The organism is Algoriphagus locisalis (assembly GCF_900116615.1).
Taxonomy (GTDB): Bacteria; Bacteroidota; Bacteroidia; order Cytophagales; family Cyclobacteriaceae; genus Algoriphagus; species Algoriphagus locisalis.
On the sequence record NZ_FPBF01000002.1, the window covers coordinates 480341 to 495685 of the forward strand.

Here is a 15345-nt window from a genome sequence, read left to right on the forward strand (position 1 = left end):
TGATTGAGAAAGAGTTAAAAATAAAATTTACTATGGAATCCTATGATTTGTTGATACCAAACTATTTCTGAATCTTAGGGTTCTTATAGTAGAGATAAACCCAAATAAATACACATGCTAGATTTTAATCAAAATGAAAATCAGCGGATGATCGCGCAGATGATTCGTGATTTTGGAGCCAAGGAGATCACACCATTCCGCAAGGATTGGGACGACAGGTCGCATTTCCCCATAGAACTTTTTAAAAAACTCGGAGACCTCGGATTGATGGGAGTTCTGATCCCTACCGAATATGGAGGATCAGGATTTGGGTACATGGAATATGTAACGGCAATTGTGGAGCTTTCTAAGTTGGATCCTTCCGTTGGGCTTTCTATGGCAGCACATAATTCCCTTTGCTCAGGTCACATTCTAGCTTTTGGCTCCGAAGAGCAGAAAAAGAAATATTTACCCAAACTGGCTACCTGCGAGTGGCTTGGTGCCTGGGGTTTGACTGAGCCAAATACAGGCTCAGATTCTGGAAATATGCGAACTGTCGCCAAGAAAGAAGGGGAAAACTGGATTATCAACGGTGCTAAAAACTTCATTACACATGGAGTATCGGGTGACGTGGCAGTTGTGATTGCACGAACCGGAGAAATTGGGGATTCCCATGGAATGACCGCATTCATCGTAGAACGTGGAACTCCAGGATTTGAAGGTGGTAGAAAAGAAGATAAAATGGGAATGCGTGCTTCTGAAACTGCAGAGATGATTTTCACCGATTGTAAAATTCACGAAAGTCAAGTAATCGGAGAAGTTGGAAATGGCTTTATTCAATCTATGAAGGTTCTGGATGGCGGAAGGATTTCCATTGCTGCATTGGGACAAGGGATTGCGGAAGGAGCACTGGAAGCGTCTATTCAATATTCCAAAGAAAGACATCAATTCAATAAACCGATCAGTTCCTTTCAGGGCATCTCTTTCAAGCTTGCCGACATGGCTACTCAGGTAGAAGCCTCCAGTTTGTTGATTTTCAAAGCTGCGGACCTCAAAAACCGTGGAGAAAAAGTGACTTTGGCAGGAGCCCAAGCTAAGTATTATTCTTCTGAAGTTGCTGTTTCTGTGTCTAACGAAGCAGTGCAAATCTTTGGCGGATATGGCTTCACCAAGGATTATCCTGTTGAAAAGTTTTATCGTGATTCTAAACTTTGCACAATTGGCGAAGGAACATCGGAGATACAAAAATTAGTGATTGCAAGAGAAATCTTGAAGTAAAGCCTATTTACTAAAAACTAGAAAAGCCTGAAATCTTCGCAGATTTCAGGCTTTTCTGTAATGTAATTTTGGCGATCGTAATCACCAAATATACGTTTTTGGCCTCAAATCCTGCAAACTACACCCCTGCTACCATATACAGTCCCGCCGCCAGTGCAGCTCCAACTATTGGCCCTAATATCGGAACCCAAGCGTATCCCCAATCCGAACTTCCTTTGCCTTTAATCGGTAAAATTGAGTGCATCAACCTTGGCCCAAAATCACGTGCTGGGTTAATCGCATATCCTGTGGTACCGCCCAAACCTAAGCCAATCACCCAGATCAAAAATGCTACAGGAATAGCTCCCAGAGAACCCATTCCAATCGGCGTTCCTTCCGCATCTCCGATTTTTACTCCATTTTCCACTCCACTGTTGTAGAGTATCACTAAAATCAAGACGAAAGTCCCAACTAACTCTGAAAAGAAATTTAAGGGTAGGTTTCTAATCGCTGGAGAAGTACCAAACGGGGCGGCTTTTAACCCAGCATCATCCGAAGCATCGTAGTGATCTTTATAAAACAGCCAAGCTATTCCTACTCCAATCATTGCCCCCAAAACCTGCGCAACAATATAGCCTGGCGCCATCGCCCAATCAAATTGACCTGTCAACCCCAGACCTACAGTAACAGCCGGATTCAAATGCGCTCCGCTGTATGGGCCAGCCACGACCACTCCTACATAAACGGCCAATGCCCAAGCCGTGCTGATCTCCATGATACCTCCGCCATGTCCTTTGGTTTTTGGCAAAAGCATGTTCGCAACCACTCCTGAGCCCAATAACATTAGCAAGCCAGTTCCTATTAATTCTGCTAGATATACATTCATTATTCTACCCAATTTTTAGAGCGCTCTACTGCTTTGTGCCAAAAATGTATCAACTTTTCCCGTTCATCTTTTTCCATTCTGGGAGTAAAGCTTTTATCAGCGTTCCATAGAGCCTGTATTTCCTCTCTGTCTTCCCAGAAACCAATGGCCAGTCCTGCTAAAAATGCTGCACCAATAGCGGTAGTTTCGATAATTTCAGGACGCTTGATTTCGCAATCCAGCAAGTTTGCCTGAAACTGCATCAGGAAATTATTGGCTGTAGCTCCTCCGTCAACGCGCAGCTCCTTGGTTGGTTTACCAGCGTCTTTTTCCATTGCCTTCAGCACATCATACACTTGGTAGGCAATCGCTTCCAGCGCTGCCCTGGCCATATGAGATTTCTCTGTCCCTCTGGTGATACCAAAAAAAGCTCCCCTCGCGTTTTGATCCCAATGCGGCGCACCCAAACCTGAAAGTGCTGGCACGAAGTAAACCCCATCATTGCCATCAATACTCTCTGCCAGGCGTTCGCTTTCCCTGGAATGCCCGAAAAGTTCCAATCCATCCCGCAACCATTGAATCGCCGCTCCACCAATAAAGACAGAACCTTCCAAGGCATAATTGATCTCATCACCAATTTTCCAAGCTACTGTCGTGAGTAATTGATTTTTTGAGCTGACAGCTTCTGTGCCTGTATTCATCACCAAAAAACAACCCGTTCCATAGGTAGTTTTTGCCATGCCAGGCTCGGTGCAAAGTTGCCCGAAAAGTGCAGCCTGCTGATCTCCAGCAATTCCCGCAATTGGGATTTTTACACTTAATACGTCACCTGCCGTCTCACAATAAACTTCGCTACATGATTTTACTTCTGGCAAAAGTGAAGCAGGAATGTCAAACAAATCCAATAACTCCTGATCCCATTCCTGCGAATGAATATTGAAAAGCATGGTGCGACTCGCATTTGTGATATCTGTGATATGGGTTTTCCCTGATGTGAGGTTCCAAATCAACCAGGAATCTACCGTTCCAAAAGCAAGTTCTCCTGCTTCTGCTCTCTTTCTAGCACCATCTACATTGTCAAGAATCCACTTGATTTTGGTAGCCGAAAAGTAGGCATCAATGATTAGACCTGTCTTAGAAACTACCATTTCAGAATGGCCTTTATCCTTCAGCTCATTGCAGTAATTGGCCGTTCGGCGATCCTGCCAGACGATGGCGTTATAGATGGCTTTACCGGTTTTCCTATCCCAAACAATGGTTGTTTCTCGCTGGTTGGTGATACCTATAGCAGCAACCTGATTTGCTTTGATTTTTTTGTTGACTAGACTTTCTATCATCACTGATGATTGTGAAGTCCAGATTTCTTCAGGATCATGCTCCACCCAACCTGCTTTAGGAAAATGCTGCTTGAAATCCTTTTGGGCAACGGAAAGAATCTTGCCTTTTTTATCAAAAAGAATAGCTCTAGAACTTGTGGTACCTTGGTCTAGAGCCATTATATAAGTTTTATTTTGGCTCATTTTGGGTTGTTTGTGGGTTATTTTTTAATCAAATATTTCGAAGCTGTCCTGTTAAAGTCAGCCAATTCAGATTCTATCCATTCGACCTCTTTTCCCATTTCTGTAGCCATCAATTTTGCTACGGTGGGAGCCGTATCTATTGCAGCTTGCGCATCCAGAAATAGCATTCGGATTCTTCGTGCCAATACGTCCTCCACCTTCACTGCCATCTCTTCCCGTACTGCCCAGATCACTTCTGCTTCTATGTTTGGGAATTCAGGATGCAGTTTTTCCTCCCAAGCTTTGTTTTCCTTTGTAAGATCTTGGATAGGTTTGGCATCAAAACCATAAATGCCCCAGTGTCCGGCTGGAACATGATTGGTGGCACCATGGATTTTCATATCCAGAGATTTACTTTCTTTCAGTTTTTCTCCAGTGACTTTAGTGAAATACTCCACAGTATCCTCACCCATTTTTCGGAAAGTCGTCCACTTTCCACCAGTTAAAGTAACCAAACCAGAGTCTGATAAAATCACCTTGTGAGATCTAGAAATTTCTTTGGTTTTGGTACTTCCTTCTTTTGGCCTGGCGAGCGGTCTGAGACCTGCGAAAACAGACTTTACATCTGCTCTAGTTGGCACTTTAGCTAGATATCCGGCAGCCGTCTCCAACACAAAATCTATTTCTTTTTGAAGTGCTTCAGGTTCCAGTTTTGGCTTTTCCCGAAGTGTATCTGTGGTTCCCACCACAAGTTTTCCATGCCACGGAACTGCAAAAAGTACTCTTCCATCTTTCGTCTCCGGGATCATCAGGGCATCCTTTCCACCCAAAAAATCTAGATCCAGCACCAAATGAATCCCTTGACTTGGCTGAATCATTCTTGAAGCCTCGGGATTATCCATTTGTAAAATTTTGTCAGCAAAAACGCCAGTAGCATTCACCACCATTTTCGCATTCACCACATATTTTTCTTTAGAAAGCTTATCCGAAACACGCAGACCAGTGAGTTTTCCAGCCTCATTTTTCACTAAACTCGTCACACTGACGTAATTCAAAACACAAGTACCTGCTTCATCGGCAGACTGTGCGAGATTCAATGCCAGCCTGGCGTCGTCAAACTGCCCATCATGATAGACAACTCCTCCGTATAGTCCTTCTGCCTTCAATCCGGGGAGACGCTTGAGGGTTTCTTCAATGGATATAAATTCTGATTTTCCTAGGCTTAATCTGCCAGACATCCAGTCGTAAACTTTCAAGCCAACGCTGTACATCATGCGATCTTTCCAGGTATAAATCGGGATAATAAACGGCTGATCATGAGCTAAATGAGGTGCGTTTTGCAATAGCTTCCCACGCTCCTTGAGCGCTTCAAACACCAGCCCCACGTCACCTTGGGCGAGGTACCTCACACCTCCATGCACAAGTTTGGTGCTTCGACTGGAGGTGCCTTTGGCAAAATCAGATTTATCAAAAAGAACGACTGAAAGTCCTCTGGATATAGCGTCTAGCGCTACTCCTAGGCCTGAAGATCCACCGCCAATCACGGCGATATCCCAAATTTTAGTGCTGTCCTGTAATTGTTTAAGGTTTTCTGGGCGATTCATAGGGATTAAAAATAGTGATTTTAAGGTAGGGAAAAATTGGGAAAAGAATGTCCTGAACCGCTTTAAGAATCGCCTAAATTAGACGGTACCTTAAAAATCCTTATAAACTTTTCTCGAGACTTTAATTCCATTGGAACGTAATTGAATCACGTAAATAAAATTGTATTCGGTTTCAGCCAAATCCATATAAGGTTCTGCTATATCTACAAATTTATTTGCAAGCTTACTTACAGTATTGCTATGTCCTACCACTAGCACATTACCTTCAATACTTCTAAGTTGCTCCACTAGAGCATCTTGATTTTTAGGGTCATAAACTTTTATTTCCACTCCTGCCTCGTTTGCAGTGGGTGCAGCTGTCAACCGTGTCCTCTTATAATCCGTGCTAAAAACGTGGGTGATTTTTTGGTCAGCTAGAATCTGTGCAAGCTTCCTGGCTCTTGCATTGCCTGCTATCGAAAGTTCAGGATCATTTCCATCCAATTGCTTTTCAGCATGGCGGACGATGTAGATAGTTTTTGGCTGCTGCTTACTTGAGCAGGCTGCAAAAAATAAGATGCTGATGAGAATAAGTACGAGGTTTTTCATGGGTAAAAGTTAAAGAATTCTTTAAATGAATAATAACCGGAAATGGAAAACAAAAGCCTAAAGAAAAAAGACTAAATACATACACCTAGGAGATAAAAGCAATCAGTCTCTGCGTAAAATTCCCCTCCTCTGCGGTAAATAAAAAAACCTTCGAAATTAATAAAATCCCGAAGGTAGGTTAAGTAATTATCCGCTAAATGAATTATCCAAGTGCTGATCTTTCGTTTTTATGGTTTCGAACTCTAAGAATTGCTCCCAGAACTCTTCCTCAGGCACAGCGGCTCTGAGATAAAGTTTCTCCTTTTTGATCGGGTGAACGAATACCAAATTGAATGCGTGGAGATTAATACTCGCATCTGGATTTGGCTTTGCAAAGCCATACTTGATATCTCCACGAATCGGGCAACCCATAGATGCAAGCTGTACCCGGATCTGATGCGGACGACCGGAGACAGGCCGAACTTCGATCAGCCAGTGATCATTCATAAAGCCTAAAGTCTTGTAATTCAACTCGGCTTTTTGTGAACCGGGAACCTCACGATCATGGGCAGTCACTACGTTTTTCTGCTCGTCTTTCACTAAGTAATGAGTCAATTTACCCATTTCTTCCCTTGGCTTTCTTTTCACCAAAGCCCAGTAAACTTTGTGTATTTCTCTCTTGCGGAAAATCTCCATCATGCGCTCCAGCCCTTTGGATGTGCGGGCAAAAGCGACCAATCCACTCACTGGACGATCCAGTCTGTGAATAGGATGAAGAAAAACCGCTCCAGGTTTGTCGTATTTCTTGGCGATGTACTCTTTGAGGTAATCTGTCAAGGTCTTATCCCCAGTCTTATCTCCCTGCACCAGAATGCCGGCAGCTTTGTTTACGATCAATAGGTGGTTGTCTTCATAGACAACTGTGAATGGCTTCTTTTTCATCTGTTTAATATTTGTCTTTCAAATGCCACATGGCCTGCCAAGAACTTGATTGGGGAGAATCTAACAGCGCATTTAAGAGTTGTTCGATTTCATAATCAGCTACAAAGGTAAGGATTTCACAGGAGTTGAATGATTGATTTTTCGAGAGCTTTGGAAAGGGATAAAACTATGACTTTAACAACTATTAGGCGAATTATCCGATATTTTTACTAGTGTACTAGGGAAAATATCTCATCCTGTCCATTAGATTTCATGTCGCAAGAACAAGTTAATCCGTGAAAAATCTCACCGCTTTACTCTTGCGAAACCTACCTTCACTTGTTTCACCCATGCCTTTACCAGATCCAATCTATATTCAGTCAAGTGCGCCTCAGGATGATACTGAATTCCAAGAATCGGCAGACTCTTATGCGCCATCCCCATGATTTCACCAGATTCAGTTTCCAATATCACCTCGAGTTCCTCTGGCAAATTGGCTAATTGTAAAGAATGGTATCGGGTTACTTTGAATGCTTCTGGTATTGCTGCTGTGAAGGAATGTGCAATAGTCTTTCTGACTTGATGAACTTTGCCATGTGTAGGAACTGCGTTCTTTTTAAGTTTGGCTCCAAAAAATTCACCGATTGCCTGATGCCCTAAGCAGACTCCCAGTACGGGTACTTTATCGAAATATTCAGCGAAGATCGCATTGAGATTACCGGCATTTTGAGGAATACCTGGCCCTGGAGACAGGATCAAGCCATCAAATTCCAACTGTTTAATTTCCTCCAACGACACATCATTACGGAGCACCAGTAGTTCTTCACCTGTTTGCCTCAGTAGATCAGCCAGCATATGGCTGAAGGAATCAAAATTATCAATCAGTAGAAGCATCTTTGATTTTCTCCACCACCTCGTCCAGCTTTTTCAAACTCTCTTCTATACTAGGGAAAAACGGCTCAATTGCAGCGACAATTCCTGGCGCTATGGGTTCGATGAAATAAAGCATTTCCGAATCCTTTGTCCATTTCTTGGGCATTTCTAACTTGAACAAACTTGCCTGCCAAAAGAATAAGCTGATAAAAAAAGCTGCTTTTACAGCTCCAAATAGAGCTCCAACCACAGCATCCAGCGGTCCAAGTAGAACCATGTCCATCACCTGCTTCAGTATCCAGCCTGCGACTTTGATAAATAATAACGTGAGCACAAAGACTACAATAAATCCAAAAATAGGAAAGCCTAAGTTAAATTCTGTGACATTGTCAGCAAGCCAGTCATTCATTGGGTCCATAAAATACAGGCCCAAGATCACCGCCAACACAAAGCCAAAAAGGCCTAGAACACCCAGAAGGAAACCTTTACGGTAGCCTTCATAGGTTCCTAGACCCAGAAGGATCACTATGATGATATCTATTATGCTCAACTTAATTGTTCAATAAAGCTTTCACTTTCTCAGAAATCACCTTGCCGTCAGCTTTTCCTGCCAGTTCCTTACTTGCCACACCCATCACTTTGCCCATATCTTTGGGACTGGATGCCCCGGTTTGTGCAATGATTGCTTTGATTGCAGCGGTAATTTCCTCGTCTGTCAATGCCTTTGGAAGAAATTCCTGCAGCACTTCCAGCTCAGCCATCTCTACTTCATACAAGTCAGTTCGGCCTTGCTGCTGGTAGATTTCAGCAGAGTCCTTACGTTGCTTTGCAGCTTTGGTCAACAGCTTCAACTCATCCTCTTCGGTGATTTCAGCTTTTGCCCCGCTTTTCGTTTCTTCCAAAAGAATCAGCGACTTGATAGCTCTCAAAGCTCCCAGACGGGTCTTATCTTTTGCGATCATTGCTGATTTAATTTCACTTTCTATTTTCTGCTTTAAACTCATTAGTCCTAAGTTTGTGTTACACTTCTAATAATAGGGACAAAAATACCTTTTTCGACTCGGATATGACTAAGCTAAGCGTAAATATTAACAAGATCGCCACTCTACGCAATGCTCGTGGAGCGGATAATCCTAATGTAGTGAAAGTAGCACTGGACGCAGAGCGGTTTGGTGCTCAGGGAATTACGGTACACCCAAGACCTGACGAACGGCACATCCGCTATCAGGATGTGATCGATCTGGCAAAAGTAGTAACGACTGAATTCAACATTGAAGGCTATCCTGATAAACGTTTTATGGAGCTGGTACGCTTGGTAAAACCTGCTCAGGCAACGCTGGTTCCTGATCCTCCTACAGCCATTACCTCAAATAACGGTTGGGATACGATTTCCAATCAGGGAATGTTGAAGGATATAGTCGCTGAACTTCACGAGTCGGGAATACGGGTTTCTATTTTCATTAATCCGGAGATAAAATACTTCGAGCCGGCAAAACTTACAGGCACAGATCGTGTAGAGCTTTATACCGAGCCTTATGCTTCCAATTATCACAAGGATAGAGACGCGGCAGTCAAACCTTATGTTGAAGTAGCAGAAATAGCGAAAGCGCTTGGACTTGGATTGAATGCCGGACACGATCTGGATTTGCAGAATTTGGCATTTCTGAAACAAAGCATTCCTTATCTGGATGAAGTGTCCATCGGGCATGCTCTAGTTTGTGATGCCTTGTATTATGGCTTGGAAAACACCATTCAGATGTATAGAAGGAAGCTGGAATTGTAACTATTGCCCGGTGTTTGTTGCCCGATGCCAGATGTTATGTCACATATTAATAAAATGCTTGAGTAGAAAAATAGAGGTTTGAGGTCCAAATAATCTCGTAAATCGTAATTCAAAAATCGTAAATCCAAATGCAGTTAAATTTCAAAAAACTAGGCGCAGGAAAGCCACTAATAATTCTTCACGGACTTTTTGGCTCTGCAGACAATTGGTTTAGCATTTCCAAAGAACTCAAAGACAGTTTTACTCTATACCTCATTGATCAGCGAAATCACGGAGATTCTCCACAGTCTGATGAGTGGAATTACGATGTGATGGTCGAGGATTTAAAAGAACTCATGGATAATGAAGGTTTGGACAAAGCCTTTCTGATGGGACACTCCATGGGAGGAAAAACTGTGATGAATTTCGCGTTGAAATACCCTGAGAACGTAGAAAAATTAATTGTTGCGGATATTGCTCCCAGATATTACGCGGTTCATCACCAGCGGATTTTGGAGGGATTAAACTCCCTGGATCTGGAAGTGATCGGTTCTAGAAAAGAAGCAGACGATCAACTGGCAGAATATGTCCCAAACCTCGGAGAGCGTCAGTTTCTGCTAAAAAGTCTAGGTCGTGGTTCTGATGGATTTGAGTGGAAAATCAATCTTCCTGTAATTACCGAGAATATTAATGAAGTTGGAAAGGCGTTAGCGGATGGAAAAAGCTTCTCAGGCCCAACCCTTTTTTTGGCAGGGTCTAACTCGAGCTACATTCAACAATCCGATCTAGATGATATTGATGCATTTTTCCCCAATAATGAGGTAGAATTCATCGCAGATGCAGGTCACTGGCTACACGCTGAGCAACCAGATGCGGTCGTGGAGGAAATTAGAAGGTTTTTAAAGTAAGGTCTGATTTTGGATGATTTCTTGACTCATAAAATAATTTCCGCACTCAGAAAATCTTACTTTATCTAACTTTCCGTTCTTTTTTAAACAACGAATTTAAAATGCCCAAAGGAAAACTCTTCCTCATTCCAAATGTCCTCGCGGACAACACACAAGATGCTGTCATCACTCCGCAGGTGAAAGAAGTGATCGCAAATACCAAAGTCTATCTGGTGGAGAATATGCGAACTGCAAGACGCTACATCTCTAGCCTCAAACTAGGAGTAAACCTAGACCATGTCCACATGGAGATTTTGGATAAGGGTACCTCACCTGAATTCATAAACAGACTAATGCAGCCACTTATGAATGGTGCGGATATTGGAATTATTTCAGAGGCTGGATGCCCAGGCATTGCTGACCCGGGAGCTTTGGCAGTGGAGCATGCACATAAAAAAGGGATTCAAGTTGTACCACTTTCAGGTCCTAGCTCCATGTTTTTGGCCTTGATGGGATCTGGCTTTTCTGGTCAATCCTTCGCTTTTCATGGCTATTTGCCCATAGATAAAAAAGAAAAAGCTGCAGCGATAAAAAAGCTAGAAGCAGAATCTCTCCGTGAAAGAAGAGCCCAGATTTTCATGGAAACTCCTTTTCGCAATAATCAGTTGTTGGAAGATTTGCTGAGGACACTTGCTCCTCAGACCAAACTTTGCATCGCAAAAAACATCACAGGTTCGGACGAAATGATCCTGACCAAAACGGCTCAAGAGTGGAAGCAACTTCCTCTTGACCTGCATAAAATCCCCACTGTTTTCGTACTTCAAAGCTTTTAATGCATGTTTACCATAGACGCCCATCTTGACCTGAGTATGAATGCACTGGAATGGAATCGTGACCTCACGTTGCCTGTTTCGGAGATTAACGCGAGAGAAAAGGGACTTACCGACAAGCCAGATCGTGGCAATGCGGTGGTCTCTCTACCCGCTCTCCGTGCAGGAAATATCGGTTTGGTGGTCGCCACACAAATTGCCCGTTACGTAGCTCCAGGGAATTCACTTCCGGGATGGCATTCTCCAGAGCAGGCTTGGGCTCAGACCCAAGGTCAGCTGGCTTGGTATCAGGCGATGGTAGAAAAAGAGGAAATGGCTCAGATCAGAAATCGCAGTGAACTAGATGCTCATCTGGCTCTTTGGGAAAATGGCGAGGATAATTCCAGCAAACCAGTGGGATTCATTCTTTCCTTGGAAGGAGCCGACTCTATTGTGAATCTGGATTATTTGGAAAAAGCCTATGAATATGGGCTTCAAGCACTTGGCCCAGCACATTATGGTCCTGGAAGATATGCTCATGGTACAGATGCTTCTGCTCCTTTGAACGAACAAGGCAAGGCATTGCTTCGCAAAATGGATGAACTGGGGATTATTCTGGATGCAACACATTTATGCGACTTGGCCTTTTGGGAAGCACTGGATATTTACAAAGGCCCTGTATGGGCAAGTCATAATAACTGCCGGGCGCTGGTGGATCATAACAGGCAATTTTCGGATGAAATGATCAAAGCGCTGGTTGATAGAGGAGCTGTCATCGGAAGTGCAATGGACGCTTGGATGCTCAGTCCAGCTTGGGAAAGAGGAAAGTCAACCCCCAAAGAAAGAGCCGTGACTTTGAATACAGTATTGGATCACATGGATCATATCTGCCAAGTTGCAGGAAATGCAAACCATATTGGAATTGGCTCAGATTTGGATGGCGCCTTTGGAAGAGAGCAAGCTCCCCATGACATAGAGACTATTGCCGATCTGAGCAAAGTGACTGATTTACTGAGACAAAGAGGGTATTCAGAAAAAGATGTAGAGAAGGTAATGCATGGAAATTGGCTGAATTTCCTGAAGAGAAACTGGGGATAACTGGGGAAAAATTGGACAATTCCTGTGTCTTTCTTTTGCATAAATAATTCTAATTGAATTATTTAGCGAAAGCTAAACGCAAACCACCAATTTATGAAGTTCAAACATTTACTTACCCTTACCTTAATTTTCCTTTTTTCGGCTTCCTTTTCATTTTCCCAAAAACTTCAGATTACAGCAAATCACTCGGATGCAAAATTTATTTTGCTCAATGATTACGATGATTCTGACAAACAGGAATTAGGAACTGGGACTATTGAGTACAAATTAGAGAAAGACAGTCGCAACCGGATCAAAGTCACCAAGCCAGGCTATGAGCCGGTAATCAAAGAATACAACAGAGACTTAAAATGGGATAAGGATCAATACATTGCTCTGGATGCCAGAAGGGTAGAAATCACTGCCGAACCTTATGATGCTGAGATTTATGTCGATGGTAGAATGATCGGCACAAAAGCGATCTACCTGATCATCCAAAAAGATCGTTTCCATACGGTAGAAGTTAGAAAACCTGGATTTGCCCCAATCACTAAGAGCTATTATAACTCTCCAGACCGTGAAACTCCTCCTGGCAAGGATTATTTCGAATTGAAAGACCGTCAGGTACGCTTGGAAGTCATACCAGCTGATGGAACAGTGACAACCAACGGTGTAAGCGTCGGTAGAGGCAATCAAGACATTAAAATCCCGCTGAACGACTGTGTAACAGTCACTGTCAATAAAGACGGCTATGTAGAGTACACCAAAGTATTTTGTAACAAGCCAGATACGGATCCAGAACCTCCAGTAAGGGAAAAAGCACAACTAGAAGATCGATTGGTGAAAATAACCACGAACCCAACTGACGCGATAATTGAGATTAACGGAAAAACGGTAGGTAATGGCAGTTATGATTTGAAAGTTCCCAAAAATGGAAGTGTGGAAATTCGAGTAAAAAAAGATGGGTACGTTCCTCAAAAGAAAAACTATTACAATCAGACCACAATGCAAGAGCCGCCTGTAAGCGACCTCATCGAAATGAATGTGGATGAGGCTTACACTTCTTCCGTTTCGTCAGATTTGGCTAATGTGAGAATAACAGTACCTATAAATACAGCTCATTCTCCTGAAGAAGCGTGGAGAATTCTGAGTTCTATCATCACCAGATACTTTGATATTCTAGAAACAGTTGATTTCAATACGGGCTATTTGACTACTTCTTGGCAGGTTGAAAACTTCCAGTCCAGTGTCATCCGAACCCGTGTCATCGTAAGTAGTGGTGGAAATTCCGATCAGTTAGCTTATGCTATCAAACTGATCAGTCAGGAAGCCTACCTAGAAGACCAAAACCAGGTGACAGTGAAAGATGATGAGAAATTTCATGATTGGGCAAGGATACTTAAAAAATATGAAGGGTTAATAGAGGAAGTTCAGGCGAGATTACAGCAATAATACATTCCTTACGCCTCCAGTTGATTGTTACTGGAGGCGTTTGATTTTCAAAGAATAAATAGCCTACATTTTTTCAACGATCGGAAGTTGAATCTAACCAAGATTAGAATCGACTGGACTCTTTCATTTGTTACACATCTTACTTTTATATATAAACAATTAAAGTAACCTCAAATCCCATCGCATATCGCTGTACGATTCATAAGAATTGGCAAACTTGGTGGATGATGCAGAGGAAAATTTGGATGCCGTGACTGATCTTGGCCCAAAGCTCTTGGCAAGGTCGATTGAAAAAGTAATTCCTCCCTTTATTTTATCCTCATTTGTAATCAACCCATAAAGCTCGTAGTTGACCGACTAGGTCTTCAATTATCCTGATTTTTTTAGCTGTTAACTCTTCTATGCTTGAATCATTTTTTTTGTTTGAACTGCTAGAAGTATTTGAAGGCCATGGGTGTAACCTTTTGCCGGAATTAGCTAGGAATTGCTTTTCAAGCGGTATTTTCTTACCTAAGTCTGAATTAACCTTGGCATAAAGTTTATCTGAGACGTTAGTACTTCCCCGCCAGTAGTTAGGATTATAAGGAACCATGCTTTCCAATCCAATTCTTAGCATAGCTTCTCTTAAATTCTCTAGATCTTCCTCATTTACAGGTTTATAATTTTTTAGATGCATTTTCTCGGAAATAGAAGCTTCGTTACCCAGTTCAAATGGTCTTGGAGGAAATAAATTTCTTTCTCCAAAAAACTTGGCTTCCAACCCAATTTCCGTCGGTAAAATGGTAGTGTTTTGCTTATCAAAAGACACTGATAGCACGCCACTGATTTCCCGATTTCTCGCGCTTCTGTTCAATTGTAAATTTAAATATTTGTAACTCGAAAAATTGAAAATCAACTTATCGACCATTTCGCCACTGCTAGTTAGATAAAGAACCCCTTCTCCAACTAAAAACAAAGGAAGTTTAGCCTCTAATTTGAATTGGTCTTTGACATTGAAGTAAATTACATCAGTGTTGTCTTCAACTCCATACTTGAAGTCATAGTACTTTATACTTTTTTCATCCAATGGGCCCGATACCTCCAATGCTCTGTAGATTTCTCTGGAATAAAATGGCAACATCCCATATTCTTTATCTCTAGTGGATTGATTGAAAAGTTCGACTGCAATGGTATCTCCCTGTATATTCCAGTGGAAACTTCTTCTGATTTCCATGGGAACCAAATGATTATAAGAGTCTCCAGAAGAATTAGTATTTGCAAAATCCCAAGGCTTCCACTTCTTATTTCCAGAAAGTAGCGACAGGCCATCTGCTTCAAAAAAATCTAAAATTTTTCCTTTTTGCCTGACCAGAAAATATCCTGAAAAGGCACCTAAATGAGGAGAAGAAATATACTCGGCACTCATGCGCTTTGAAAGCTGCTCTACATGGTCCCTAGAATCCTTAAAAAACTTAATTTCAAAAGTCTGTAAAGCCACATCTTCATATTCCAAAATAATTTTTGTCAGTCGATTTTCTACTACTTGGAAAACAGTATCCCTATAAAAAAGACTTCTTATCTGAAATGATTCGCCGATAGGGAGGGAAACTACACCAACACTATCTGCCAAGGCCTCTACCTCGCCCGCTTGATTATACACAGGCAAAAATGGTAGAGAAATCCTACTTTTCCCATCCTTGAAAAAAAATTGGGCACTACCTCTTTCCTCTACTTGAGCAAAAAGTGGCGTGACTACAAAAAGCATCAGTGAGATTAAAACCTGAGTTTTGACTAACTTATTAGATGTTATCATA

Annotated in this window: 15 protein-coding genes; 6 read left to right on the forward strand and 9 right to left on the reverse strand. The window is 42.2% G+C overall.

Annotated features, from left to right (window positions below; translation table 11 throughout):
* Positions 1 to 114 precede the first annotated feature (114 nt).
* Complete coding sequence (locus tag BM386_RS07040) at positions 115 to 1257, forward strand: acyl-CoA dehydrogenase family protein (protein ID WP_091692358.1); 1143 nt, start codon at positions 115 to 117, stop codon at positions 1255 to 1257.
* 118 nt (positions 1258 to 1375) lie between these two features.
* Here the strand turns inward: BM386_RS07040 and BM386_RS07045 are convergent, their stop codons facing one another.
* From BM386_RS07045 to BM386_RS07080, 8 genes are all read right to left on the reverse strand, one after another.
* Positions 1376 to 2122 (reverse strand): MIP/aquaporin family protein, encoded by a 747-nt coding sequence (locus BM386_RS07045; protein ID WP_091692359.1) that lies wholly within the window; start codon positions 2120 to 2122, stop codon positions 1376 to 1378.
* Positions 2122 to 3621: a glycerol kinase GlpK gene (glpK, locus tag BM386_RS07050; protein WP_091692360.1), complete on the reverse strand. Its 1500-nt coding sequence runs from the start codon at positions 3619 to 3621 to the stop codon at positions 2122 to 2124. Before glpK ends, BM386_RS07045 begins: the two co-directional genes overlap by 1 nt.
* Positions 3622 to 3638: 17 nt before the next feature.
* On the reverse strand, positions 3639 to 5204 hold the full coding sequence (locus BM386_RS07055) for a glycerol-3-phosphate dehydrogenase/oxidase (RefSeq protein WP_091692361.1): 1566 nt from the start codon (positions 5202 to 5204) through the stop codon (positions 3639 to 3641).
* Between the two features lie 90 nt (positions 5205 to 5294).
* A complete protein-coding gene (locus BM386_RS07060) occupies positions 5295 to 5792 on the reverse strand; it encodes a SixA phosphatase family protein (protein WP_091692362.1) in 498 nt (165 codons plus the stop codon).
* Between the two features lie 186 nt (positions 5793 to 5978).
* Complete coding sequence (locus tag BM386_RS07065; RefSeq protein WP_091692363.1) at positions 5979 to 6713, reverse strand: RluA family pseudouridine synthase; 735 nt, start codon at positions 6711 to 6713, stop codon at positions 5979 to 5981.
* A 285-nt stretch (positions 6714 to 6998) separates the two neighbouring features.
* On the reverse strand, positions 6999 to 7586 hold the full coding sequence (locus BM386_RS07070) for an anthranilate synthase component II (RefSeq protein ID WP_091692364.1): 588 nt from the start codon (positions 7584 to 7586) through the stop codon (positions 6999 to 7001).
* Complete coding sequence (locus tag BM386_RS07075) at positions 7570 to 8115, reverse strand: CvpA family protein (RefSeq protein WP_170857054.1); 546 nt, start codon at positions 8113 to 8115, stop codon at positions 7570 to 7572. The genes BM386_RS07070 and BM386_RS07075 overlap by 17 nt, the downstream gene beginning before the upstream one ends.
* A gap of 1 nt (position 8116) precedes the next feature.
* Positions 8117 to 8569, reverse strand: coding sequence for a GatB/YqeY domain-containing protein (locus BM386_RS07080; protein ID WP_091692366.1), 453 nt, complete (start codon positions 8567 to 8569; stop codon positions 8117 to 8119).
* 62 nt (positions 8570 to 8631) lie between these two features.
* On the opposite strand from BM386_RS07080, the gene BM386_RS07085 reads away from it, so the two are divergent.
* The 5 genes from BM386_RS07085 (at position 8632) to BM386_RS07105 (ending at position 13552) form a co-directional block, all read left to right on the forward strand.
* Positions 8632 to 9348, forward strand: a complete 717-nt coding sequence (locus BM386_RS07085) for a pyridoxine 5'-phosphate synthase (protein WP_091692367.1) — start codon at positions 8632 to 8634, stop codon at positions 9346 to 9348.
* 128 nt (positions 9349 to 9476) lie between these two features.
* A complete protein-coding gene (locus BM386_RS07090) occupies positions 9477 to 10235 on the forward strand; it encodes an alpha/beta fold hydrolase (RefSeq protein WP_091692368.1) in 759 nt (252 codons plus the stop codon).
* A 101-nt stretch (positions 10236 to 10336) separates the two neighbouring features.
* Positions 10337 to 11047: an SAM-dependent methyltransferase gene (locus BM386_RS07095; RefSeq protein WP_091692369.1), complete on the forward strand. Its 711-nt coding sequence runs from the start codon at positions 10337 to 10339 to the stop codon at positions 11045 to 11047.
* Positions 11048 to 11050: 3 nt separating this feature from the next.
* Entirely contained in the window at positions 11051 to 12121 is a 1071-nt protein-coding gene (locus tag BM386_RS07100) for a dipeptidase (protein WP_091692370.1), read from the forward strand.
* A 93-nt stretch (positions 12122 to 12214) separates the two neighbouring features.
* Positions 12215 to 13552, forward strand: coding sequence for a PEGA domain-containing protein (locus tag BM386_RS07105; protein ID WP_091692371.1), 1338 nt, complete (start codon positions 12215 to 12217; stop codon positions 13550 to 13552).
* A 319-nt stretch (positions 13553 to 13871) separates the two neighbouring features.
* Here BM386_RS07105 and BM386_RS07110 read toward each other — a convergent pair whose 3' ends face one another.
* Entirely contained in the window at positions 13872 to 15344 is a 1473-nt protein-coding gene (locus BM386_RS07110; protein ID WP_091692372.1) for a hypothetical protein, read from the reverse strand.
* Position 15345: the final 1 nt, after the last annotated feature.